General features: G+C 63.5%; 20 protein-coding genes. 11 read left to right on the forward strand and 9 right to left on the reverse strand.

The genetic code is table 11. The features are described from left to right. The 4 genes from AC1VVK_RS16265 to AC1VVK_RS16280 all read right to left on the reverse strand — a co-directional run bounded on the left by AC1VVK_RS16265 (position 1) and on the right by AC1VVK_RS16280 (position 3,019). A complete protein-coding gene (locus AC1VVK_RS16265) occupies positions 1 to 753 on the reverse strand; it encodes an MBL fold metallo-hydrolase (protein WP_482903780.1) in 753 nt (250 codons plus the stop codon). 26 nt (positions 754 to 779) lie between these two features. After that, positions 780 to 1,577 carry an alpha/beta fold hydrolase gene (locus AC1VVK_RS16270; RefSeq protein WP_482903781.1) on the reverse strand — a complete coding sequence of 266 codons (798 nt, stop codon included), beginning with the start codon at positions 1,575 to 1,577 and terminating at the stop codon, positions 780 to 782. A gap of 68 nt (positions 1,578 to 1,645) precedes the next feature. Further along, the gene (locus AC1VVK_RS16275) at positions 1,646 to 2,323 is read right to left on the reverse strand and encodes an alpha/beta fold hydrolase (protein ID WP_482903782.1); all 678 of its coding nucleotides are present in this window, start codon (positions 2,321 to 2,323) and stop codon (positions 1,646 to 1,648) included. Between the two features lie 33 nt (positions 2,324 to 2,356). After that, positions 2,357 to 3,019 carry an HD domain-containing protein gene (locus tag AC1VVK_RS16280; protein ID WP_482903783.1) on the reverse strand — a complete coding sequence of 221 codons (663 nt, stop codon included), beginning with the start codon at positions 3,017 to 3,019 and terminating at the stop codon, positions 2,357 to 2,359. A 275-nt stretch (positions 3,020 to 3,294) separates the two neighbouring features. Here AC1VVK_RS16280 and AC1VVK_RS16285 point away from each other — a divergent pair, with 275 nt between their 5' ends. After that, a complete protein-coding gene (locus AC1VVK_RS16285; RefSeq protein ID WP_482903784.1) occupies positions 3,295 to 4,260 on the forward strand; it encodes a GlxA family transcriptional regulator in 966 nt (321 codons plus the stop codon). Between the two features lie 280 nt (positions 4,261 to 4,540). On the opposite strand, the gene rtcR is transcribed toward AC1VVK_RS16285, so the two are convergent. Then, positions 4,541 to 6,130 (reverse strand): RNA repair transcriptional activator RtcR, encoded by a 1,590-nt coding sequence (gene rtcR / locus AC1VVK_RS16290; RefSeq protein ID WP_482903785.1) that lies wholly within the window; start codon positions 6,128 to 6,130, stop codon positions 4,541 to 4,543. Between the two features lie 266 nt (positions 6,131 to 6,396). On the opposite strand from rtcR, the gene AC1VVK_RS16295 reads away from it, so the two are divergent. The 5 genes from AC1VVK_RS16295 (at position 6,397) to rtcA (ending at position 12,094) form a co-directional block, all read left to right on the forward strand. Continuing rightward, positions 6,397 to 7,944 (forward strand): vWA domain-containing protein, encoded by a 1,548-nt coding sequence (locus tag AC1VVK_RS16295; RefSeq protein WP_482903786.1) that lies wholly within the window; start codon positions 6,397 to 6,399, stop codon positions 7,942 to 7,944. A gap of 618 nt (positions 7,945 to 8,562) precedes the next feature. Beyond that, positions 8,563 to 9,789 carry an RtcB family protein gene (locus AC1VVK_RS16300; protein WP_482903787.1) on the forward strand — a complete coding sequence of 409 codons (1,227 nt, stop codon included), beginning with the start codon at positions 8,563 to 8,565 and terminating at the stop codon, positions 9,787 to 9,789. Positions 9,790 to 9,819: 30 nt separating this feature from the next. Next, positions 9,820 to 10,281, forward strand: coding sequence for a hypothetical protein (locus AC1VVK_RS16305; RefSeq protein WP_482903788.1), 462 nt, complete (start codon positions 9,820 to 9,822; stop codon positions 10,279 to 10,281). A 14-nt stretch (positions 10,282 to 10,295) separates the two neighbouring features. Next, complete coding sequence (locus AC1VVK_RS16310; RefSeq protein WP_482903789.1) at positions 10,296 to 11,081, forward strand: nucleotidyltransferase domain-containing protein; 786 nt, start codon at positions 10,296 to 10,298, stop codon at positions 11,079 to 11,081. Then, complete coding sequence (gene rtcA, locus AC1VVK_RS16315; protein WP_482903790.1) at positions 11,078 to 12,094, forward strand: RNA 3'-terminal phosphate cyclase; 1,017 nt, start codon at positions 11,078 to 11,080, stop codon at positions 12,092 to 12,094. The genes AC1VVK_RS16310 and rtcA overlap by 4 nt, the downstream gene beginning before the upstream one ends. Before the next feature lie 1,176 nt (positions 12,095 to 13,270). Here rtcA and AC1VVK_RS16320 read toward each other — a convergent pair. Then, entirely contained in the window at positions 13,271 to 14,890 is a 1,620-nt protein-coding gene (locus AC1VVK_RS16320; RefSeq protein ID WP_482903791.1) for an inorganic phosphate transporter, read from the reverse strand. Between the two features lie 175 nt (positions 14,891 to 15,065). Then, on the reverse strand, positions 15,066 to 16,043 hold the full coding sequence (gene trhO / locus AC1VVK_RS16325) for an oxygen-dependent tRNA uridine(34) hydroxylase TrhO (RefSeq protein WP_482903792.1): 978 nt from the start codon (positions 16,041 to 16,043) through the stop codon (positions 15,066 to 15,068). Positions 16,044 to 16,279: 236 nt separating this feature from the next. Here trhO and AC1VVK_RS16330 point away from each other — a divergent pair, with 236 nt between their 5' ends. After that, a complete protein-coding gene (locus AC1VVK_RS16330) occupies positions 16,280 to 17,911 on the forward strand; it encodes a Na+/H+ antiporter (protein ID WP_132384973.1) in 1,632 nt (543 codons plus the stop codon). 92 nt (positions 17,912 to 18,003) lie between these two features. On the opposite strand, the gene AC1VVK_RS16335 is transcribed toward AC1VVK_RS16330, so the two are convergent. Together AC1VVK_RS16335 and AC1VVK_RS16340 are read right to left on the reverse strand one after the other, a co-directional pair. After that, positions 18,004 to 18,546 (reverse strand): Ros/MucR family transcriptional regulator, encoded by a 543-nt coding sequence (locus AC1VVK_RS16335; protein ID WP_482903793.1) that lies wholly within the window; start codon positions 18,544 to 18,546, stop codon positions 18,004 to 18,006. 39 nt (positions 18,547 to 18,585) lie between these two features. Further along, the gene (locus tag AC1VVK_RS16340) at positions 18,586 to 18,999 is read right to left on the reverse strand and encodes a hypothetical protein (protein ID WP_482903794.1); all 414 of its coding nucleotides are present in this window, start codon (positions 18,997 to 18,999) and stop codon (positions 18,586 to 18,588) included. A gap of 205 nt (positions 19,000 to 19,204) precedes the next feature. Between AC1VVK_RS16340 and AC1VVK_RS16345 the strand changes: the two genes are divergently transcribed. The 4 genes from AC1VVK_RS16345 to AC1VVK_RS16360 all read left to right on the forward strand — a co-directional run bounded on the left by AC1VVK_RS16345 (position 19,205) and on the right by AC1VVK_RS16360 (position 23,850). Then, complete coding sequence (locus tag AC1VVK_RS16345) at positions 19,205 to 20,302, forward strand: DUF5694 domain-containing protein (protein ID WP_482903795.1); 1,098 nt, start codon at positions 19,205 to 19,207, stop codon at positions 20,300 to 20,302. Positions 20,303 to 20,549: 247 nt separating this feature from the next. Beyond that, positions 20,550 to 22,187: a sensor histidine kinase gene (locus tag AC1VVK_RS16350; protein WP_482903796.1), complete on the forward strand. Its 1,638-nt coding sequence runs from the start codon at positions 20,550 to 20,552 to the stop codon at positions 22,185 to 22,187. Further along, entirely contained in the window at positions 22,184 to 22,819 is a 636-nt protein-coding gene (locus AC1VVK_RS16355) for a response regulator (RefSeq protein WP_132384976.1), read from the forward strand. Before AC1VVK_RS16350 ends, AC1VVK_RS16355 begins: the two co-directional genes overlap by 4 nt. Then, the gene (locus AC1VVK_RS16360; RefSeq protein ID WP_482903797.1) at positions 22,816 to 23,850 is read left to right on the forward strand and encodes a lysylphosphatidylglycerol synthase transmembrane domain-containing protein; all 1,035 of its coding nucleotides are present in this window, start codon (positions 22,816 to 22,818) and stop codon (positions 23,848 to 23,850) included. The genes AC1VVK_RS16355 and AC1VVK_RS16360 overlap by 4 nt, the downstream gene beginning before the upstream one ends. Positions 23,851 to 23,979: the final 129 nt, after the last annotated feature.

Raw genomic sequence — 23,979 nt, forward strand, 5'->3', positions numbered from 1 at the left:
TCAGTGATTGCAGCCGCCGTGAGCGGCTTGTTTCCGGGCCAGCTTCGCAAGGTTGCGGGCGTGGCGCATTACTTCGGGTACTTCCAGCGGACCCCCGTGGCCCATGTGGAAGCGCTTGCCGCCGCTCTCCACCATGCGGATCAGCGCGCGCGAAACGGTGGCAGGATCGTCCTCGAAGGGAGGGCGGATCGCATGGCCCTTGAACAGCATGCCGCCGATCAGGATGCCCGAGGCGATCAGATCGCCGACCATCATGTCCTGCGATGCCAGTTCGACCGCGATGGAGCCCGGCGTATGGCCGCCGGTATGGCGTATCACGCCATCGATACCGAAGTTCAGCAAGCTGAAGGTGTCGCCGTCTTTCATCAGGATATCGGGCTCGAAGCCCTCGTAGGGTTCGTGCGGCACGGGCGTCGTGAGGAAGATTTTGCCGACCCAGCTTGTCGTGCAATAGGTCATCGGCTTCGTACGGTTATAGTAGTCCGCATCGTCCTCGTGCGCCAGAATCGGGGCGCCTGATAGAGTGCGCACACGCGCGGCACTGCCGGCATGATCGGTGTGGGCATGGGTGACGACGATGAGCTTGATGTCGCGAAATGTTAGGCCGTGTTTCGTCAGAACCTTCTCGATCTTGCGCTCCGATCCCGGGATGCCGGTGTCGACGAGGATGCAGCCGGCCTCGCTGCGGATCAGATGGGCATGGACCATGCCGAACGGCAGGATCGGAATGGATATGATCTCGATCGTGTTCATGGCAAATTCCTTTGAGAATGGGCCAGTCAGGCAACCGGCAGGCCTTGCGCGAAGGCGCGGATCAGGGCCGCGAGTTCGCGCGGCGCCTCGAGTGGGGAAAGATGGCCGATGCCCGGCAGGACATGCAGGCGGGCCTGGGGGATGCGGGACAGCAGTTCGGCGCGCAGCACGGCGGGGGGATCGACCCGGTCCAGGTCTCCGGAGAGGACGAGCGTGGGTACGGACACTTCGCCCACCGCACTGGTGATGTCTTCCTGGCTTGCTCCAAGCGGCCATGCGGATCGGGCAGCCGGCGCCCCGGCCATGCTGTCGACCACGACCTGTTCGAGATGCTCGGAGTTCAATGGGCTGCCGGCCAGCACGCCTTCCACCGTGGCGATGATGCTGGCGCGATTGTCATAGGCGGCGATCATGCCATGGCGCACCTCGAGCGGCAGCGCCATGGGCGAGGGAGGCGAAGGCGCGACCAGCACCATGCCTTCCAGCCCGGGCGGTTTGCGCGAGGCCACAAGCTGCGCGACCTTGCCGCCCATCGAGTGCCCGACCAGAATGTAGCGCTTCAGATCCAGCGTTTCGATCACCGCCTGGGCATCATCGGCAAGATCGGCCAGCGCATAGCCGCTGGCGGGCGCATCGGACTGGCCCCAACCGCGCTGGTCTATGGCGATCGTGCGCTGGTCAGGCCCAAGCGCAGCGATGACATCGCTCCAGGTGCGGGATGACCCACCCCAGTAATGCAGGAAGACGAGCGCGGCCGAGCTGATCCCGTTATCCTCGATGTGAAGGCGGACATCCTGCGATGCGCCCGGCAATGTCCGTTTCATGGCAATCTTCCTGTGCGGGTACGGGGCGCGCAGGCGAGCATCGCGCCCGCGCCAGTTCGAAGAGCTTTTCAGGCAGCGGCCTGAACGATGAAGTCGCTCACGGCCTCGGGCTGCGAGAGCATGGGCACGTGGCTGGCATCGACGTGGCCGATGGTGGCGTTCATGCGTGTGGCCATCCGTTCCTGATCGCCAGGCGAGATCGCCTGATCCCGATCGCCGATCAGATAGAAGACCGGACGGGTCTGCCATGCGGCCTCGCTCAGCGTGCCGCCCAATGCCTCTCCGTTGATCGGACCTTGCGTGGCATGGATCACGGCTTGTTCGGTCTCGGGCAGGTCCTGCGCGAAGAGATGAGCCACACCTTCGGGTGTCAACCTGAGGAAGCCTTGCGCATCGGGCCGGATTTCCGCGCCGAGCGGGGCCTCCTCGAAGCCAGCGAACAGCGATCCTGCCGATTCTCCGGCACCGGGCGCGAAGGCATCGATGTAGACTAGCCGCGCGACCTTGGGGTCGTTGCCGGCCTGGCCGATGACGGCCCCGGCATAGCTGTGCCCGACCAGCACCACATCGCCTTCGGCGAGCGCAATGGCGCGCGAGACGGCCGCCACATCGGCCTCGAAGCTGGTGAGCGGAAGCTGGACCGCCGTGACGGCGAGGCCCTTCGCGGTGAGCAGCGGAATGACGCGAGCCCAGCTGGAGCCATCGGCCCATGCGCCGTGCACGAGGATGATATTGCCGATCGACATTGATTTTCTCCATTAATGAGTGGGAGGCGAGGTTCAGCCGTGCCAGTGCGAGCAGCGGATGACGGAGCAGAAGTTGCCGCGATGGAAATGCGGCTCCTTGTCGGCGATCACGTCGGCCTTGACGTTGCCGAACGTAGTGTCGGGCTTGTGCTTTATGCCGTCGTAGAAGGCCTGGATGATGTCTTCCTTGAAGGCCGGTGTGCGCGGGTAGGCTGCCACCACGTCCTCGCGGACAGCATCGGGGTACTGGTCGTAGGCAACGCCCAGAACGTCCATTTCGACGCCTGCAGTGGTCAGCGCGATGACCGGATGCATGAACTCGGGGATGCCGGGCGTGGTGTGCAGCGCGATGCCAGTCCAAACCTTGTCGATATCGTCTGGATCGACGTTGTGGCTGGTCAGGAAATCGCGTGCCGCATTGGCGCCATCCACCTCGAAGCGCAGATCGTCGCTGCTGTGCGAGGGCATCAATCCCACGTCGTGGAACATCGTCGCCGCGTAGAGCAGTTCGGGATTGAAGTTGAGGCCGCGCCGTTGCCCGGCGATCGCCGCAAAGAAGAATACGCGGCTCGAATGATTGAAGAGCAGGTCGTTTTCCGTGTCACGCACGAACTGGGTGATCGAGCGGCACAGGTTGCTGTCGGGAATGGTCACGCCGCCGATCGAGGCTGCCTTGAGGATTGTGTTGTTGGTCACTGCTCGGGTCCTTGGCATGCAGGCACAGTCCGGCGGCCCCGCAAGCGGGCTGCGCCGGCGCTTTGCGCCGCTGGTTTCGGGAGAACGGGGTGCGGGGTTGGGGTTCGAATGGCCTTCGCGGCCTGCCCCTTTCAGATCGCAACATTTCGCACTGGCCGCAACGATCGCGAACTGCCAGAAACTGCCAACCTTGCGTGATTAGCTGCCTCGTATCGCCAGGCCTATGCGCGTAGCCCAGAATTCCGGGACGGGCCCGGTCCAAAGGATTGAGGCAAATGGCAAGGAAGACGGTTGCCCTCGTTGTTTACGAGGGCGCGCAGGCGCTGGATATTGCCGGACCGCTCGACGTGTTTTCCGCTGCCAACGGATTCCTGCCCGAAGGTGAGCAATATGACCTGCTGCTGGTTGCCGGCAGCACACGGCCTCTGAAGACCTCGAACGGGACGCGCGTGGTGGCCGATCTCAGCTTCGAGGAGGCCATAGAGCCCTTTCACACGGTGCTCGTAGCAGGGGGACCGGCTTTGCCTGAAAGCGCGCCTGATCAGGAAATGTCGACCTGGTTGAGCGAGCGGGGCGTGAAAGCGCAGCGTTATGGCTCGATCTGCACCGGGGCCTTTGCGCTCGGCCATGCGGGGCTTCTCGATGGCCGCACGGTCACGACGCACTGGCAATGCTCGCCGATGCTGGCGACGAAGTTCCCGGCGGCGCGGGTCGAGCACAACCGGATCTATGTGCGCGACGAAAGGCTGGTGACGTCGGCCGGGGTCACCGCCGGTATCGATCTCAGCCTCGCTCTGGTCGGTGAGGATCATGGCGCGGCGATTTCGCTCGCCTGCGCCAAGGCGCTCGTCGTCGTGGCGCAGCGGCAAGGCGGGCAGTCGCAGTTCAGCCCGTTGCTACTGCCATTGAGCGATGCGTCCACGCCGATCGGCAAGGTCCAGAGCTATGTCATGGACCATGTTCGCGAACCTTTTCCCGTCGAGCGTCTGGCCGAAATCGCGGGCGTAAGTGCGCGCAGCATAGCCCGGCTGTTCGTTCGCGAACTGGGAACCACCCCGCATGAATTCGTAGAGGGCGTGCGTCTCGATCAGGCCCGCGCTTTGCTGGAATCCTCGGATGCCCCGCTCAAGACAGTGGCCTTCGACAGCGGATTCGCCAGCCCGGACCATATGCGAGGCGCCTTCCAGCGCCGCCTCGATGTCACCCCGGTTCAGTATCGGGCGAGCTTCAGGGCGTCGTGAGACTGTCGGCCGCCATCTGGAGGAGGTCGCCCGGAAACCGCCTCTCTCTTCGCGGTCAGGCTTGAGTGTCCGAACTGTGAAAGCGGACGGGCCGCACCTGGGAACGAAGAATCATCGGCTGAGTGACCGACAAGGGTCGTGAGCTGATGGGGTGTCGGCAGGCGACAATCCGTGGTCGCATTGGAATGACCTGAAAATGGGTGAATAATTACGACGTCATATTTGAGATCAAGATTTTTTTGAGTTTTCGTCTGCTGCGAACAGGCATCACTAGCGTGCGTTATTGGATTGTCGCGAAATCCAGCCCGAAGCGAGCTAGATACTTCTTGAGTCGGTCGGCATCATTGGTGCTGCTGCGGCGCACGCGCGAGGCAGAGAAAAGGCGTCGTCCCGCTTCGGATAGAGATGTGCTTTCGCGGCAAGTCTCCACGACGTAAGCCAGTTGGACGCGGTCAAAGGGATCGATCTCGTCCAATCTTTCCGCGTCGAGAATCCTTGCAAGTCCGTCCTCCCTGTTGGCGGTGTTGCCTGACCAGATGCGTCCAAGTCTGGCGATTTCGTTGTCGACCGTCGCCAGATCGATGCGGCCCTTCGGCGCGAAGGTCGCCATGCGCGTGACGCTGGCGGCGAGGTCGCGGAAGTTGCCGTTCCAATGTGCCTCCCAGGACATCGCAAAGGCCAGATAACGGCCGCGCGCTTCCTTGTTGAACGAAATCCTTTCGCCTTCGCGTTCGGCGTGGCGATCCAGTTCGTAGTCTAGATTGGGGGCAATATCCTCGCGCCGGTCGGCGAGGCTGGGCAGCGAGAACGTCCAGAGGTTGAGGCGCGCGAAGAGGTCTTCGCGAAAAGTTCCATCGGCCACGCAGCGTGCCAGATCGCGGTTGGTGCCGGCGATAAGCTGGAAGTCGCTGGACGCCTCGCTGTCGGCGCCCACGGGCAGAAAGCGCTTGTCCTCGATCGCGCGCAGGATCATCGCCTGTTCGTCCAGTCCGAGTTCGCCGATCTCATCAAGGAACAGCATCCCGCCATCGGCGCTGCGGAGCAGGCCAGCGCGGTCGGCTGCGGCGCCGGTAAAGGCACCCTTCTTGTGCCCGAACAGGGCTGACATTGCACTGTCGCCGCGCAAGGTGGCGCAGTTGACCTCTACGAACGGGCCGGAGACTTGCCGCTTCACTTTCTTGAGATCATGGATGCGGCGGGCGAGCTGGCTCTTGCCGGCGCCGGTCGGCCCCATCAGCAGGATCGGCGCGCGAGTACGCGATGCGACCTGTTCGATCTCCTCGATCATCGCGTTGAAGGCGGCGTTGCGGGTTTCGATCCCCGACTTCAGAAATGATGCGCTTTCCCGGCTGTCTTCGGCGAAGCGGGTTGCGATGGAATCGTAGCGCGACAGGTCGAGGTCGATCACGCTCCAGGAGCCCGGAGCGGTTCCTCCTTCACGGCGGCTGGGCTGCGTCTGGAGTAGGCGACCGGGCAGGTAATGCGCCTCTGTCAGCAGGAACAGGCAGATCTGCGCAACGTGGGTGCCGGTGGTGATATGGACCAGCAGGTCTTCCGCTTCGGGGTCGATCTTCAGGGTGCGGGTGAAATCCAGAAGCTTCCCGTAGACTTCCTCGAAATCCCAGGGGTCCTGAAAATCGACGACGTGGCGCTCGACCGTGGTTTCGGGCGAGACGGAAGAGATGTCCTCGCTGACGAAATCGGCAAGGCGGCTGTGCCCCGTGCCATGCATCATCACGAAGCGGTCGACGCGCAAGTCTTCATGCATGGCCAGCGCCACTGAGGGGCGCCACTTCATCCAACGCGAGGGGCCGAACTTGGACGCATCAAGCGTGGAGCCGAGGAAGCCGATGACGGTGGTTGATCGCATATATGACTGGATATCAGTTTATATGAATAGATACAAATCTGAGATCGTCGTCTTTAGCAATATCAGGCAGAAGTGGCGGCGGATTCTGGAAATTTGGCAGATTTCCGGGATTTTCAAATTTTTCTTCGGCACAAAATCGAATTTGGCACGGTGCCTGCAATTACTATTCCGTCGGAGCGGTCGAACACTCCGGCACGATGAAGCGGGAAAGCGGGGCGGCCGGAATGGGCCGGCTGCCTCCACTCCCGGAACAAGGAATTGCAACCATGGCTCTCAAGCGCCTCTTTGCCGGCACTGCTTCGCGGCTTCTGCCGCGCGCCGATGTGGTGAACCATGCAGGCGGCGTGGCCTATGCCTATGGGCCCGAAGCGAAACTTGCCCAGCTGGCCGCCACCGGTTCGCTGTCCGACGGGTTCTACTCCGGCGCAGAGGCGCAGCTTGCCGATGTGCTGGCTGCCGCTGCGGACGTCTCGCCCGAATTCGTGGCCAAGGCTGCGGTCTATGCACGCAAGTCCGGCGCGATGAAGGATATGCCGGCTTTGCTGACGGCCTACCTGACCACGGCAGATCCCGATCTTGCGCCCCGCGTTTTCGGGCGCGTGATCGACAACGGCCGTATGCTTCGCACTTTCGTGCAGATCATGCGCTCCGGGCAGGTCGGGCGGCGTTCGCTGGGTTCGCGTCCCAAGCGGCTCGTGTGCGAGTGGCTGGAGGCAGCCTCGATGCAGCACCTGATGGCGGCGGCGACCGGCAACGATCCCTCTCTGGCGGATATCGTCAGGATGGTTCACCCGGCGCCGGCGTCGGCACATCGGCGCGCGTTCTACGGCTGGCTGATCGGCAAGCCCTATGACACCGCCGCACTGCCGGCCGAAATCGCCGCATTCGAGGCGTGGAAGCGGGATACCTCGCTGCCGCTGCCGCCGGTGCCGTTCGAATGGCTGACCGCGCACTCGCTCTCTGCGGAGCAGTGGGGCGAATTGGCTGGACGGATGGGCTGGCAGGCGCTGCGGATGAACCTGAACACGCTTGCCCGCAACGGCGCCTTCACGGTGCCGGGGGTGAGCGGGGCGGTTGCCAGCCGGCTCGGCGATGCCGAGGCGCTCTCCCGTGCGCGGGTCATGCCTTACCAACTCATGGTCGCCATGGGGCAGGTCGGGGATGGTGTGCCGCTGGACGTGCAGGCGGCGCTGGAAAAGGCGCTGGAATCCTCGCTTGCGAAGGTTCCGGTCCTTGCCGGCAATGTCGTGGTCTGTCCGGACGTCTCGGGCTCGATGTCGTCGCCGGTAACCGGCTATCGCAAGGGCGCGAGTTCGAAAGTGCGGTGCATCGATGTTGCGGCGCTGGTCGCGGCGGCGATGCTGCGCGGCAACCGTAAGGCCCGCGTGCTGCCCTTCGAGTGCAACGTGGTTTCGCTGAAGCTCGATCCCAAGGCTCGCGTCGCGGTGAATGCCGCGAAGCTGGCCGGGGTTTGCGGAGGCGGCACCAATGTCTCGGCACCGCTGGCTCTGCTCAATCGCGAGCGGGCAAAGGTCGATACCGTGGTGATCGTTTCGGACAACGAGTCCTGGGTCGATCCCTCACGGCACGGCGCCACGGCGACGATGGATGAGTGGAACCGGCTGAAGGCCCGCAACCCGGGCGCGAAGCTGATCTGCGTCGACATCGCACCTTACGGCACCACGCAGGCAAAAAGCCGGGCGGACATCCTGAATGTCGGCGGCTTCACCGATGCGGTCTTCGACGCAATGGCGCGTTTCGCCTCAGGGCAGACGCGCGACTGGGTCGAAATCGTGAACGAAACGGAGGTTTGAAGAACGAAGGCGATTGCATCCTCGGCGAATGAGGCAAGGACTACACGTGTCGCAGGTTCGACTCCTGCCCGTTCGGAAACGGACGGTAGCTCAGCTGGTAGAGCGGTCTTTGCCATACCTCGTCGCCGGGATGCATCACTTCAGGCCGTGGCGAATGCCGGTGGGACTACATTGGCACCATGCAAAGGTCCGACGAGTAAAGCGCCCCTACTCGTCTCGTCCTCGCGATGGGACGGATGGGGGAGATGCGGGTTCGAATCCCGCCTTGCCCTGTAGCTTAAGGACCGCGTCTCGCCATCTCTCGTCGCCACGGCCGACATTTTTTTCACGGCGAATGCCGGAAGGTCTACACGACTGTTAATCGCCAGGTCGCGGGTTCGAGCCCCGCTTCGGCCACCATTGGGGCCGGATAGCTCAGTAGGTAGAGCAGGAACGACTTTCCAATCCTCGTCGCCGTGACCCAATCCAAAGCTGGCGAATGCCGGCGGGACTACATCGGTAAAGGCCGAAAGGCCGAGCGGTTCGATTCCGCCCCGGATGAAGCCGAAAGGATTTCACCGGGATGTCTCGCCAAACCTCGTCGCCGGCACCTATGACGTATTTTCAAGGAGATCGGCCATGACCGACACCAGTTTCGAATTCCGGCAGGTCGAAGGCGGCGTGCCCATCAAGATGTGGACCCGCGGCGTGCCCGTGGACGAAAAGGCGAAGGACCAGCTTGCCGCCGCCTCGAAGATGCCGTTCATCTTCCGCCATGTGGCGGCCATGCCCGACGTGCATGTCGGCATTGGCGCCACCGTGGGCTCGGTTATCCCGACCAAGGGCGCGGTGATCCCGGCGGCTGTCGGCGTTGACATCGGCTGCGGCATGATGGCCGCGCGCACTTCGCTGATGGCGCATGACCTGCCTGATAGTCTGGACGGCATCCGTTCGGCCATCGAACAGGCAGTGCCGCACGGGCGCGTCGTTGGGCGTGGAAAGCGCGACCACGGTTCGTGGGGCGCGCCGCCGCCTGCCATTGTCGAGGCCTGGGCAACGCTCGCCGTGCGTTTCGAACGGCTGTGCGACAAGCACCCGCGTCTGAAGAACACCAACAACCTCACGCATCTCGGCACGCTGGGTACGGGCAACCACTTCATCGAGCTTTGCCTCGACGAGGAGGCGCGGGTCTGGATCATGCTGCACTCGGGCTCACGCGGGGTCGGCAACGCTATCGGCACGTTCTTCATCGAACTGGCCAAGCAGGACATGCGCAAGTGGCATATCAACCTGCCGGACGAGGATCTTGCCTACTTCCCGGAAGGGACCGATCACTTCGACGACTATGTCGAGGCGGTGGAGTGGGCGCAGGACTTCGCGGCGCTCAACCGGCGCATGATGATGGCGCACGTCATCGCCGCGTTGCGCCTGAAGATCGCCAAGCCCTTCGATGCCGAACTGGAGGCGGTGAACTGCCATCACAACTATGTGACGCGGGAGAACCACTTCGGTGAAAACGTGCTGGTTACCCGCAAGGGTGCGGTGCGGGCCGCCAAGGGCATCTTGGGGATCATCCCGGGTTCGATGGGCGCGAAGAGCTTCATCGTCCGCGGGCTCGGTAACCCGGAGAGCTTCCACAGCTGCTCGCACGGGGCCGGCCGGGTGATGAGCCGCAACGAGGCCAAGCGGCAAGTGTCGCTGGCCGAGCATGTGGCTGACACCGTCGGCGTCGAATGCCGCAAGGATGCGGGCGTCATCGATGAGACGCCGCGCGCCTACAAGCCGATCGAGGCGGTGATGGCGGCCCAGGCCGACCTCGTCGAGATCGTCCATACCTTGAAGCAGGTGGTTTGCGTGAAGGGGTGATCCCCTCACGCAGATTACCGGAGGGGTGAGATGCGCGACTGGGTCGCCGAATGGCAACAGGAAGGACGCTTGTTCGTGTGGCGTTATGCCAAGCCGCGCGCAGCCTGGAGGGGATGGCATTTCACGGCCGACCCGGCGAGCTGCCGATCGGTTCGCAATCTCCTCGACCGAATGAAAGGGGGAGGAGATTGCCATCGTACTTTGGATATCGAACCCGTCACCGATGCAATTTTGCAGGTGCCGAATTTCGGATCGAAATGCGACGGTCGCTTCACGCGGCTGAGACTTGAGTATCGGTCCGATGCAACTGACCTGTCTATCACGCCAGATGGCGAGCGGCTGGTCATGACCGTCGGGGGCAATCGACTGCGTTTCCTGTCTGCCGCCTTTGCATCTGTGGAGGTTGGGCAGGGCGACTTCGGCATTGCCACTTCTGACAATCGCAAAGCGGACCACTGGATGTTCTGGTGGATGCCGCGCAGCACGACTTGATGGAGATGAATACCGTGACCGGGGCAATCGACCCGACCGTAAAGGCTGAAATCGACCGGCGCCTTGCCGCAATCGAGGCGGAAGATGGCGCGCGCCTGTTGCTGGCCGTGGAATCGGGCTCGCGGGCCTGGGGCTTTCCCTCGCCCGACAGCGACTACGATGTACGCTTTGTCTATGTGCGGGCCCGCGATGCCTATCTGGCGCTGCGTCCGCCGCGCGACGTGATCGAGCGGCCCATCGTCGACGAGATCGACCTTAACGGCTGGGACTTGCGCAAGCTGCTGGGGCTGATGCTGAAGTCGAACGCGACCGGCAGCGAATGGCTGCAATCGCCAATCCGCTATCGGGCAGACCATCCGGTAATGGCGCGAGCGGCGGCCTTGGCGGACATAGTTTTCGACCCGCACGGCGTTGCCCGGCACTATGCCAGCCTTGGGCGCAATGCGATGGATCTTTGGCCGGAAGACGAGGCGCCGGTACCCGTGAAGCGCTACTTTTACGCGCTTCGCCCCGCGCTTGCGATCCGTGCCCTTCGGTTCGATCCGACGCGGCGGCCGCCGATGAATCTCCAGCAGCTCATGGCAGTGACCGATCTTTCATTGGCCACGATGGCGATGATCGAGGATCTCGTCGCCGCCAAGCGCGAAACGCGGGAGCAGGGCAATGCCCGGCGCTATCCCGAACTCGATGCCCTGATCCGCGATGAATTGGGGCGCATGGGCGAAGTGCCCGAGCGACCCATGCCGTCTGATGCATTCCGGACGGCGGAAGACATTTTTCTGGACTTAGTAAACTCATGATCGAAATCGATGGATCTGAAGGCGAGGGCGGCGGGCAGGTCGTGCGCAACTCCTGCGCGCTCTCGCTCGTCACCGGCAAGCCGTTCCGTATAACCAAAGTGCGCGGCAATCGCTCGAAGCCCGGACTGATGCGCCAGCACGTGACCGCGATCGACGCTGCGGCGCGGATCGGCAATGCCGATGTGCAGGGCCTTGAGGTCGGCTCGCAAGAAATCGCGTTCCGGCCGGGCCAAGTCGAGCCGGGCGAATACCATTTCTCGGTGGGCACGGCGGGCAGCACCGGTCTGGTCCTCCAGACTGTGCTGATGCCTCTGGTTATGGCCGACCGGCCTTCGCGGCTGGTGCTGGAAGGCGGCACCCACAACATGCTCGCACCGCCGTTCGATTTCATCGAGCGGACCTACCTGCCGGTCATCAACCGGATGGGCCCCATGGTGGAGGCGCGGCTGGTGCGTCATGGTTTCTACCCGCGCGGCGGCGGCCGTATCGAAGTGGATATCACGCCTGGCCCGCTTGGCCCGATCGAGTGCCTTGAATCCGGTGATTTGAGCAATGCCTCGGCTCAAGTGGTGTTCGCGGGTCTGCCCGGCGAAATCGCCCTGCGAATGATGGCGCGGCTCCGCAAGGATTTTCCGGATTGGCCGGAGGAAGCCTTCTCACTGCGCGAGCTGCCGGCCGACCAGGGGCCGGGGATCATTCTGATGATCGAGGCGCGCAAGGATGCGGTGACCGAAATTGCCAGCGGATTCGGACAACTCGGCGTTCCCGCCGAGCGTCTGGCAAAGACGGCGGCGGGGCGGCTCAAAGGCTACGTCGCGTCGGGCGCATTCGCAGGGCCATACCTTGCGGATCAGTTGCTCCTGCCGTTTGCCCTTGCGGGCGGGGGAACGTTCACGACCGTGAAGCCAAGCGGCCATCTGTTGACGGCAATGGAAATAGCCCAGCGTTTTCTGGACACCCGAATTTCACTGAAGCTGGGTGACTGTGGACGCCATCAGCTCACATTCGGATAGGCGAGGCTGGATGGTCGGAGTTGGCGAAAGGTTGGCTCTGAAGGGTGATGTGCGCGATCTGCGGGCGTCTGAGTTGTGCTGTTCGCGATTTGCAGGTCACGGGTGGCCACCTTAGGACAGGACTGCCTGTCCAGTTCAATCTGGACGGGCATGTAACAAAACCTCTGATATTTTGATTTTCAATCCGAGGATTTGTTACATGCCCGTCCCGTCTGAAGTGCAAAACACCAGACTAATTCGCCTCCTTGAGGCCGGCACGATGCTGCGCGCATCTGAGCTAAGTGCGGCCGGCATCAACCGACAGACGATTTTCAGGGCGGTTGAAGCGGGAGAGATCGAACGGATCGGGTAGGGCATTTATCAAAAGCCTGGTACCGGGGTTGAAGAGGGTCAGATTCTTGCTGAAGCCGCGCTCAGGGTTCCCAAAGAAGCCGTCGCGCTCGTCTTTGACCTCGCATTCCACGATCTGACTGACCAGGTGCTCTGCCGAGTCTGGGGCAATCGGAGCCAGAGATTGGTCGCCGGTGCAATCCTACCCGTCGATACGGCTGGTCCGTTTTGCCGATGCCTATTTCCGACATGACATCGAGCGCCACGCGATCGCGGGCGTACAAGTGCCGATTTACTCGATCTCGAAAACGCTGGCGGACGCTTTTCGCAACCCAAAGCTGGTGGACCGATCGACCGCCTGCGCGCCGCACTCCGGCTGCGTAAGGCGACACCGGCCATGGTCGTGGTTGCGAATAGTCTGGAAAATGCGAAATCTGGGTGATGGGCTCGATGAATCGTGTCAGGCCAACACGAAAGCGCGGACGCTTCAAGGAGGGTAATGATTTCCGAGTTTGGCTACCACAACTCTTCGGCTTGGCGCAGTTATAACACGGTTCGGCGATTCACTTATTGGTTGGGGGTGGAATTGGGGGTGGCGCTTTTCTTGATTTCTAGAAATTGACAATAACTTCAGTCTGATAAGGGTAATCGGTCGATCCCTCCTCCGCTACCACCTTTCCAAGCATTTTCCCGATTTTACGCGCAAACGCGGAGATTGCCTCTCCGCCTCGTGTGTTGGATCGCTGCGGCGTACCCCGTCTCCGGCGGTTGCCTGAGGCTTGCGCAAGGCGCGCGCCCGACAGCTGTCAAGCGCTCTCCCGCCTGGCAGGGGCGCTACTATCCCGCTCAGAAGATCAGTCGGAACAGCCAGTAAAGCGTGCCGGCGAGGACGATCGAGACGGGGAGTGTCAGCACCCACGCCACGGCGAGATTGCGGATGGTTTCCATCTGGAGGCCGGAGCGGTTCGCGGCCATCGTGCCCGCCACGCCCGAAGAGAGAATGTGCGTCGTCGAGACCGGCAGGCCCATTGTGTCGGCTGCTAGGATCGTGCCCATCGTCACCAGTTCCGCCGATGCGCCCTGGGCATATGTCATGTGCGATTTGCCGATTTTCTCGCCAACGGTGATGACGATACGTCGCCAACCTACCATCGTCCCTAATCCGAGCGCAAAGGCGACTGCCACCTTTACCCAGGTCGGTACGAAGCGCGTACCTTTGTCGAGCGACTGTTTGTACTGGTTCAGCGCCGCGATGTCCTTTTCGGACAAACCTGCCGCGTGTTCGCTGCCGAGCCGTTTGATCGCCTCGGACGCGAGATACATGTCGTTGCGGACATTCGCGACTGCCGCGGCAGGGACTTTGGCCAGCGAGCCATAACTGCTTACCTGACGGTCGATGTCGGCGATCAGGGCGACGAGTGCAGGCTTCGTGTCCGGTGCAAAGTGCCGGTCGGCGATAAAGCGGGTGACCGAGGTTCGCGCCTGATCCGGCGACATCGGCACCGGATCCGTGCGAAGCGCGGATGTTGCGAGCGCGGCATTGGCGTGGAACGTCGCGGTGTATTGTGCGGGCACGGCGCGGTTCAAGGCATAGGCCGTGGGAACGGTGCCGATCAAGATCAGCATGATCAGGCCCATGCCCTTCTGACCGTCGTTGGAACCGTGCGTGAAGCTCACGCCGGTGCAGGTGAAGATCAAGAGCGCGCGGATCCATCCGGGAGGCGGCACGCCGGGCTCAGGCTCGCGGTACAGGGCCGGATGACGGATGAGTGTTTTTGCCGCGAGGTACAGCAACGCGGCCAGACAGAAGCCAATGAGCGGTGAGAACAGCAGGGCCTGGCCGATCTCGGTCGCCTTGGACCAGTCGACGCCGGCCGTGCCGGACTTTCCGACCATCAGGGCATTGGCCACGCCCACCCCGATGATCGAGCCGATCAGCGTATGGGAGCTGGACGAAGGAATGCCGAACCACCAGGTTGCCAGATTCCACAGGATCGCCGCGATCAGGAGGGCGAAGACCATGGCGAAGCCCGCCTGCGACCCGACTTTCAGGATCAGCTCGACCGGCAGCAGCGAGACGATGCCGAATGCCACGGTCCCGGTCGACAGCAGCACACCGAGAAAATTGAAGAACCCGGACCAGACGACGGCGACATGCGCGGGCAGAGCATTGGTGTAGATCACGGTCGCAACGGCGTTGGCGGTATCGTGGAACCCGTTCACGAATTCGAAGCCGAGGGCGATCAGCAGCGCGATGAACAGCAGCACGAAGGGCATCAGCGCAACGGCATGCACTCCCGCCGCCTGTGCGTCCGAATAGACGCTGAATGCGACATAGAGGATCGCCGCTATCACAGCGGCGCCGAACCCGATGAGGCCCACTTTTCCGAGGCCCTGGTTCAGATCCGGCCGAGAACTCGTTGACCGGGGTTGGCCGAGTTCCTGAATACCTAGCGCGCGTTCCATAGCCGGTCCCGTTCTGACAGGCCTAGGGTATGGTCCCCATTTGTGACAGCTTTCTTGCGTAATCCAAATGGTCATCACGCCCCTGGATCGCCGTCATTCGGACATGTCGTTGTCACGACAAATTGATTTCGTGCTGCCTGAGGATTTCAGGAGCGCGCGACGATTCCAGCCGCGCTCAGTCGGCGCTGTCTTCGGTCCGTTCGATCCGCACCGCGCCGACATGAGCATGGCCCTTGGCGGCGGCGAGTTTTTCCTGGCGGTGGCGCTCGCGGTAGGATGCGCGCTGTTCATCCGTCCGCTCGGAATGGCACGCCGGGCAGCTTACGCCCTCTTCGTAGAGCGGTGAGGCGGCATCTTCCGCATTCACCGGGCGGCGGCAGGCGTGGCACAGCGTGTGGCTGCCCTCGACCAGACCGTGGCCGATCGTCACCCGCTGGTCGAATACGAAGCATTCGCCGCGCCAGAGGCTGTTTTCCTCGGGCACTGTTTCCAGATACTTCAGGATGCCGCCCTTGAGGTGGAAGACGTCCTCGATCCCTTCCTGCTTCAGGAACGCGGTGGACTTTTCGCAGCGGATCCCGCCGGTGCAGAACATGGCGACTTTCGGCGGCTTGCCCGCGCCGAGCAGCTTCTCGCGCTCACGCCGGAACCATTCGGGGAAATCGCGGAAGCTGGCGGTCTTCGGGTCGATCGCGCCTTCGAAGGTGCCCACCGCCACTTCGTAGTCGTTGCGGGTGTCGATCACGATGGTGTCGGGATCGGAGATCAGCGCATTCCACTCCTGCGCCTCGACATATGTGCCGACGCTGGCGCGCGGGTCGATGTCGGGTTCGCCCATGGTGACGATCTCGCGCTTGAGGCGGACCTTCAGGCGGTGGAATGGCATGGTAGAGGCGCTCGACAGCTTGACGTCGAGATCGGCGCAGTCGGGCAGGGCGCGGATATGTTCCAGTACTTTGGAGATCCCGCCAGCCGGGCCGGCGATCGTGCCGTTGATGCCTTCGGCCGCGAGCAACAGCGTGCCGCGAATGCCGTTTTCGCGGCACAGGGCCTCAAGCGGTGCGCGCAAGTCGGCGCAATTCTCGAAGCGAGCGAAACGGTACAGGGCAGCCACGTGCACGGGCTCAAGGGATTCGCGATGGGGCGTGTGCATGGCCGGCCCCATAGCGCTTAGCGGCGCGCGCGTCAGCAAGCGCGGTGCGTTGGCGGCCATGCGGGCGCAATATTGTCCTGCCAGAACGGGTGGCGGTGTCGTTCTGGCCGCCCGCATCTTCCAATGTTTCAAAGTATTTCCGGGCAGCCAAAGGCGATGTGAACAGGGGCTACCGGTTTGCAATCCGGAACCCGGGCCGCCATGGTCCCCCCGGAGGAAATGGAAGGAGTTCAGGTTTGGAGTCAGTTTCGGTCGTACTTTTCCTGCTGCTGGCGGTGGTCGTCAGCGGCGCGATATCGAGGATGCTGCCATGGTCGGTGCCGACGCCGCTGGTGCAGATCCTGCTGGGCGCGGTGGTCGGTCTTTCGACCTCCTATAGCGTATCGCTGAACCCCGAACTGTTCCTGCTGCTGTTCCTGCCGCCGTTGCTGTTCCTTGACGGCTGGCGCATTCCCAAGGACGAATTGTTCAAGGACGTCTCGACCGTTGTCGAACTGGCGCTGGGGCTGGTGCTGACGACGGTGATCGGCATGGGCCTGTTCATCAACTGGATGATCCCGGCGATGCCGCTGGCCGTGGCCTTCGCATTGGCCGCCGTGGTTTCGCCCACCGATCCGATCGCGGTTTCCGCGATTGCCGCGCGCGTGCCGATCCCCAAGCGCATGATGCACATCCTTGAAGGGGAATCGCTGCTGAATGACGCTTCGGGCCTTGTCTGCCTGCGCTTTGCGGTGGCGGCGGCGCTGACCGGAACCTTCTCTGCCGGGCAAGCGGCTCTCAACTTCCTGTGGGTGGCGGGCGCCGGGCTTGCCATCGGCGTGGCCGTTACCATCGTCGTCTCGCGCGCCAAGGCCTGGGTCACGCGCCACTGGGGCGAGGATACCGGCTCGCAGATCCTTGTCAGCCTGCTGATCCCGTTCGGCTCCTACATGCTGGCGGAACACTTCCACGCCTCCGGCATCCTTGCCGCGGTGGGGGCAGGCGTGACGATGACGTTCGCCGAGATCTCGCGAGAGGCGATGGCCGTCACCCGGATGCGTCGCAATTCGGTGTGGGATACAATCCAGTTCACCCTGAACGGCATCATCTTCGTGCTGTTGGGCGAGCAACTTCCCGCCATCCTTGCCGAGGCGAAGCGGACCGTCGCCGTGACCGGGCATACCGAGACCGGCTGGCTGGCGCTCTATGTCGTGGCGATCGTGCTCGGCCTTGCGGCGCTGCGCTTCGTGTGGGTCTGGGTCTCGTTCAAGTTCACCATCCTGCGCCAGCGACAGTCGGGCGTCAGTGCACGCAGTCCGAACTGGCGGCTGGTCGCGGCGATGTCCTTTGCGGGCGTTCGCGGTGCGATCACGCTGGCCGGTGTGTTGACGCTGCCGCTGGTGCTCAATGATGGCGCTCCGTTCCCGGCGCGCGATCTGGCGATCTTCCTTGCGGCGGGGGTCATCATTGTCTCGCTGGTGCTGGCCAGCATTGCCCTGCCGGTGCTGCTCAAGGGGCTGACCATGCCGAGCGAGCCGTCGAAACAGGCCGAGGAGGATGCCGCCCGCGTGGCCACGGCCGAAGCGGCAATCCGGGCGATCGAGCGCCACCAGCACCGGCTGGCCGAAGACCATGGCGATGCCGACCGCTATGCGGCGGCGGGCGGACGCGTGATGGACCTCTACCGCGACCGCCTCGATGGGCTCAGCGAGGATGAGCAGGATGCGGTGCGCGCGCAGGAGCGGCTGTTCCGCGATTTCCGCCTTGTCGGCGTGAAGGCCGAGCGCGCGGCCTTGGCGGAACTGATCCGCCAGCGCAGTGTCGGCAGCCAGACTATTCGCAAGCTGACGCGCGAGCTTGACCTGTCGGAAGCCCGTTTGCGCGGGTGAGCATGGCCTGAAACGAATGCAGCGCGGCACCGGGCCGCGCTGCGTTATTCGTCTTGTACGGGGCGGTTCTGCCGCCCCGTAAGAGTGTCCGGTCAGTCGAACTTGACGCCGAGCGTGTTACGGCCCCGGCGCTTGCTTTCCAGCGTGGGGGCGGCCTTCTCCGGGGTCGCCCCGGCCGTTACCGGGCTTTTCGGCGGGCTCTTGGGTGCGGACTTTGCCGGTGCCTTTGCGGGTGCCTTCTTGCGCCCGCCCTTGCGCCCAAGGCCGATCTCGATGGCGAGCGCCTTGCGCCGTGCCGCATAGTCGGGCGCGATCAGCGGGTAGTCGGCCGCAAGGTTCCAGCGGGCGCGATATTCATCCGCCGTCAGGCCATGCTCGGTGCCGAGGTGGCGCTTCAGCGTCTTCAGCTTGGCGCCGCATTCAAGGCAGGCGATCGCATCGGATTTCACCGAAGCGCGGATCGAGACGGCGGGGGTCCGTTTCTCCTCCACGGCTTCTACCGGCTGGCCCAGCTTCGCGAGCGAGCCGTAGACCGACTGGATCAGTAGCGGAAGATCGGCCGTCGAAACGGGATTATTGCTGACATGTGCGGTGACGATGTCGGCCGCGAGTTCGAGAAGTATGTCGTCTGCCATCTTTTTTGCCTGTTGCCCGAATTTTTTTGTTGAGTGCGATTACACAGAACAAACATTACGGGCAGGATTGCGCAAGTCTTCCGGCAGGTTTTCGACCATATTTCTTGCCGATCGTTCTTTTTTGAAACAGGCTACACCCCTTTTGTGTGCATGAAATACCGCGCTATTTGGCGGTTTTTGCAATGTTACGACAGCGTTGAAGAAAGAACTTGGATGTTCGATCATCCGAAAGTCGTAAACGGCCCATGGCCAGATTCTATCGCGGCTCCAAATCTCACTATTTGATGCATTGAAGTACCTTGTGGAACGCTTTTTCTCCCAGACACAAAAAACTGCGGGAGAAACGGACATGGCGCGGGGCGCAGCGTTGTTGGTTGGGGGGCTTTTGCCGTCGGTGCTGCGAATTTCGCCTTCGGAGATTTTCCAGACAGTCTTCGACTGGTGGCGAAGCATCTGGTCGAGGTTTCACGGTTGTCAGCAGGGCATTGCTGCTTCGGCAACGACAGGCCTGACAGTACACACTCATCCTCGATGAATTCGTTGTGTCGTTGACCGTTCAAGGCTTTCTTGCGGCGTGGTGGGCCCAATAGAGCGCAGATATTGTCGCGATGAGAGCCCGTTGCTAGCACCGCAGCCGTCATATCTTCGGGGGTGTTGGATGGTCCGCTTGCACAATCTGTTTCTTGCCTGCGGTTTCTGTCTGGCGGCCGGACAATTCGGCAATGTGGCGGACGCGCAGGACTATCATCCGGTATTTCATCCCGGCGCACTCAAGGGGCCTCCAGCGGGCCGGCCGAACGAGGTCATGGTATTGGGCACGCCGCATCTGTCCGACATGCCCGGCACTTTCCGGCTGGAATTGGTGGATCCGGTGGTCGCCCGGTTGGCGGCATGGCGGCCTACCGCCATTGCCACCGAGGACATGTCCGGCCTCCAGTGCGATAGCCTGCGCCGCTATCCATCGCGCTATGCGGAGACAGTCGAGGCATATTGCCCGGATCCGACCCTTGCGGGCAAAGCGACCGGGCTCGATGTGCCCGCCGCCAATGCCGAGGCCGAGCGCCTGCTGGCGGCGTGGCCCACGTTACCCTCGTCGGCGCAGCGTCGGCATCTGGCGGCAGTGTTCCTCGCCGCAGGAGAGCCGGGATCGGCGCTGGTACAGTGGTTGCGCCTGCCGGAGGCCGAACGCCGCGAGGGTGACGGGCTGACCGCCGAACTCGCCGCCAAGCTGGACAAGCGCAAGGACCAGCACAATGAGACCAACCTGATCGCCGCGCGGCTGGCGGCAAAGCTGGGGCTGGAGCGGCTGTGGAGCGTTGATGACCATTCCGCCGACATGCCCGAAGCCGCCGATCCGGAGGCATACGATGCGGCGATCTCTCACGCTTGGGACAATCCCGCCACGCACCAGCGGGAGGCTGACGGCAAGAGGCTGAACGCCGGGTTGGACAAGCCTGACGGCCTGCTCGCGCTGTACCGCGCCTACAACGATCCCTCGCAGGCGCAGCTGGTCTATCGGTCGGACTTCGGCGCTGCACTGGTCGAGCCCTCGCCGCAGGGGTTCGGCCGCAATTACGTGGGGTACTGGGAGACGCGGAACTTGCGCATGGTGGCGAATATCCGCGACGTTCTGGGGCGCTATCCCGGTACGCGCCTGCTCGCGATCGTCGGCGCTTCGCACAAGGCGTATTACGAGGCCTATCTCGATCAGATGCACGACGTGAAGCTGGTCGATGCAGAGGCCGTGCTGCGATAGATCCCATCTCGAAATAACCGGAGCGATCCCCCCAAAGGCGAGGGAGGTCCCCCAATGAAGCCCGAACAATCGGCGGCGCCGTGTTATCGTGCCGAGGTCAGGCGAAAGGCTCCGGGGGCGGGCCGCGCTGGCGGAGGCCGGGGCATTGGACAGTCGGGCGGTGAGCAGTCGGGAAGACGTCAGAGGATTAAAGAGCAGGCCGGGCAGCAGGCGGGCGGGCGGCTTTTCGTACTGGACATTCCCCAGCTTGGCTGCTGCGCGCAACACGCTGCTGATTACCGATCCCAATCGTCTGATCGCCCTTGGCCGTCTGGTCACCGCGTGTTTCGCGATTCTGGCGATCTACCTCGATCCCACCCGCCCGGGCCGCTTCCTGCCCGAGGCGCGGCATGTGCTTGCCTTTTATCTCGCCTATGCGCTGGTTCTGGTGGTCGCGCCGGTCCGCCGCCCGGTCGACAGCCCGGTGCACTTCCTGTTCCATGTCGCGGATACTGCGATCCTGGGCTGGCTGGCGTTCCTGACCGATGAACTGACGAGCCCGTTCTTCTCCTTCCTCCCGTTCACACTCATGGCGATGACGGTGCGCTGGGGGTTCATCGGCGCGATCATGGGCGCGTTCCTGCTGGAAATCGCACTCTTCGCGATCGGCATTCCCGATACGCTCGACGGCGAATCCGAACTCAACGTGCTGATCGCGCGATCGGTCTATTTCCTGCTCTCGGCCCTGATGCTCGGCTATTTCGGGGCCTACCGCGAAAGCAGCCGCGAGCGTCTGGCCCGGCTGGCGAAATGGCCGATGGAGCGCGCTTTGGGCAGCCGCCGCGCCTGGCTGGGCGAACTGTGCAGCCATGCGGGAGACGTTACCGGGAGCCGCCACATGATGGTGGTCTGGCGCGAGCATGACCGGCCCGACGGTGTCGTCGCGGTGTGGAATGGAGACGGCGTGGAGCTTGCCGACCTTGAAAACTCGGTGCTCTGGGACCGTGTCGAGGTGGACCGCGCCGGCATCTTCGACCGGGGCGAGGGCAGGGTGCTGACGCGCGGCGAGGCCGATGCTTTCGCCGTTCTGCTCGATCATCTGCGCCTGCCGCTGGTGCCGGTGCGCGATTTCGCGGTGATGGCGGGGTTTTCCGGCCTGCGATTTCGCGGCTCGATCCTGATCGCCGATCCCGATTGCCGCCCCGAGGATGCCGCCTTGCTGTGCGACATCATCGCCACGCGCGCGGGCTCGGAACTTGAGCGGATCGACCTCGTCGCCCGCCACTCAGACAACGTGCGCGCGGAGGAGCGCAACCGGCTGGCGCAGGACCTGCACGACAGCGTGTTGCAGGACCTGACCGCCACAAGCCTGAAGCTGCGGGCGCTCGCCGCGCGTGCGGGCTCGCTGACGCCGGAGGAGGCAGGCGGACAGACGCGCGAGATCGAGGACCTCGTTACCGAACAGCAGCGCCGCATCCGCCGGTTTGTCGAAGACCACCGCGAGGCGCGCGCCGAACGCGCGGTAGACGTTGCGGATGAGCTGCGCCGCCAGGCCGAACTGCTTCAGCGCAAGTGGGGCGTCGCCATGCCGTTCGATTGGGAGGGGGCGCCGATTCATTTGCGGCGGCGCACCGTCGAGGACATCGTCCAGCTTGTGTCGGAAGCGACTTCGAATGCGGTGCGCCACGGGTCCGCCTCCAGCGTGCGCTTGCGGGCTGGGCATACGGGCGGGGCGATGCATCTGACGCTTGTCGACAACGGCACAGGGCTTTGCGCGTCGGGTGGGCAGGGGTCGATCTCGCTCCGTGCGCGGGTGCTGCAACTTGGCGGCTCGATGTTCCTTGCCGGAGGCACGCCGGGGCTGGAAGTGACGATGGTGATCCCGGTCGGGGAGCTGGCGGCGTGACCCGGCGCGTTGTCGTTGCCGACGATCACCCGCTGCTGCTGCGCGGCCTTGCCGACCTGCTGCGCGCGACCGAGGGCATCGAACTGGTGGAGGCGGCGGGCAGCGGCATTCGCGCGCTCAGCGTGATCCGCGATCAGCGGCCGGACATCGCGATCCTCGACGTGACGATGCCGGATGTTGGCGGCATGGCGATCCTCAAGGTCATCCATGAGCAGGACTGGCCGGTGCGGGTGATCTTCCTGTCGGCGACGATGAGCGGCAACCAGATTGCCGAGGCTCTTTCGCTTGGCGTCTGGGGGTTGTTGCTGAAGGACTATGCCGCCCATTCGCTGGTCGCCTGCCTTGGCGAGGTGATCGCCGGGCGCAAGTGGCTGCCCGAGGATCTCGTCGCCCGGGCGCGCGAGGAAAGCGGCATCGATGTCGCCAAGGCCATCGCCAGTCTCACCCCGCGTGAGCGTGAGATCAGCGAACTCGTGTGTCGAGGCTTCTCGAACAAGGCGATCGCCGCCACTGTCGGCTCGACCGAGGGCACGGTCAGCATCCATTTGCACAACATCTATCGCAAGCTCGGCATCTCCAGCCGCACCACACTGGCGACGCTTTTCGTGCGGCATGTGGAGGAGCGTTTGTGAGCGTGGCCGGGCTGGAGACGTCGCCGCGTCGGGACTGGCTGCGGGATTCATTACGGATTCTGCCCGGACTGGTGCTCGGCGGAGCGTTTCTTGCGCTCTTGTGGAACACGGTGGACATGGCGCGGGTGGCGGCGCTGATGGCGCAGGCCGCTTGGCCGCCGCTGCTGATGGCGCTTGTTGCCTATGCGCTCGATTTCGTGCTGCGGGCGGCGCGTTTTCGGTTTCTGCTCGATCCGGATGGTGCGCGCGGGCTGACCCTTCGGGCGACGGTGGCGCCTTTCATCGCCAGTTTCGGCATCAGCGACGTGCTGCCGTTGCGGCTTGGCGACGTGTTTCGCATCTGGTGGTTCCACCGCCGCTTCGGGCTTCCGGCAGGGCGGGTGGTGGCGGGGATGATCGTCGAGCGCGTGCTGGACCTCGTAGCCATTCTGGCCATTGCCGCAGTGGGACTATGGCTGGTCGATGCGCCGCTTCCGCATGAGGCGATGATGCACCTGCGACTGGCGGCGGGCGCGGCGATGGTGCTTAGTATCGGTGTGCTCGCCATGCCCGCCATACTGGCGCGGATCGCCGCCGCCGTGGCGCGGCGCTATCCGCGCGGGCCGGTGCAGCGCCTTGCCGCAGCGGCGCGTTCGGTGGCCGATGCCGTGCGGGCGATCGGACAGGGACGGCGAATGGCGCGGATGCTGCTGCTTTCGGTCGGGCTCTGGTTGTTGGAGAGCCTCGTCATGTTGGGAGCATGGGTCAGCCTGGGCGGCGATCCTGCCGCCTGGCTCAAACCGCTTACGGCTTTTGCAGTGGCGACGCTGGGGACATTAGTACCTGCTTTACCCGGCCATTTCGGATCGTTCGAGGTGTTTGGCGTGCTGGTCTTCGTGGCGCTGGGGGTTCCGGCCGAACCGGCCACGGCGATCATCCTTGTCGCCCATCTTCTGCTCTGGCTGCCGACTGCGCTGTTCGGGATCGGATGGCTCATGGTGACACGTGTGCGGGGCGATGTGCGGCTGGAAGCGGCGGGCGTTTCGGCCTGAAGTTTTTAAATGGGTTCGCGCGGAGGCGCGGAGGCGCAAAGAGGGCGCGCCGTGAGGTGGGCGAAGTCTCTCAATCGCACGTTTTTCGAAGAGGGGCGGCGTTGCCGCCGGGATTCTCCGCGTCTCCGC

The organism is Novosphingobium sp. BL-S-32, from assembly GCF_056857055.1.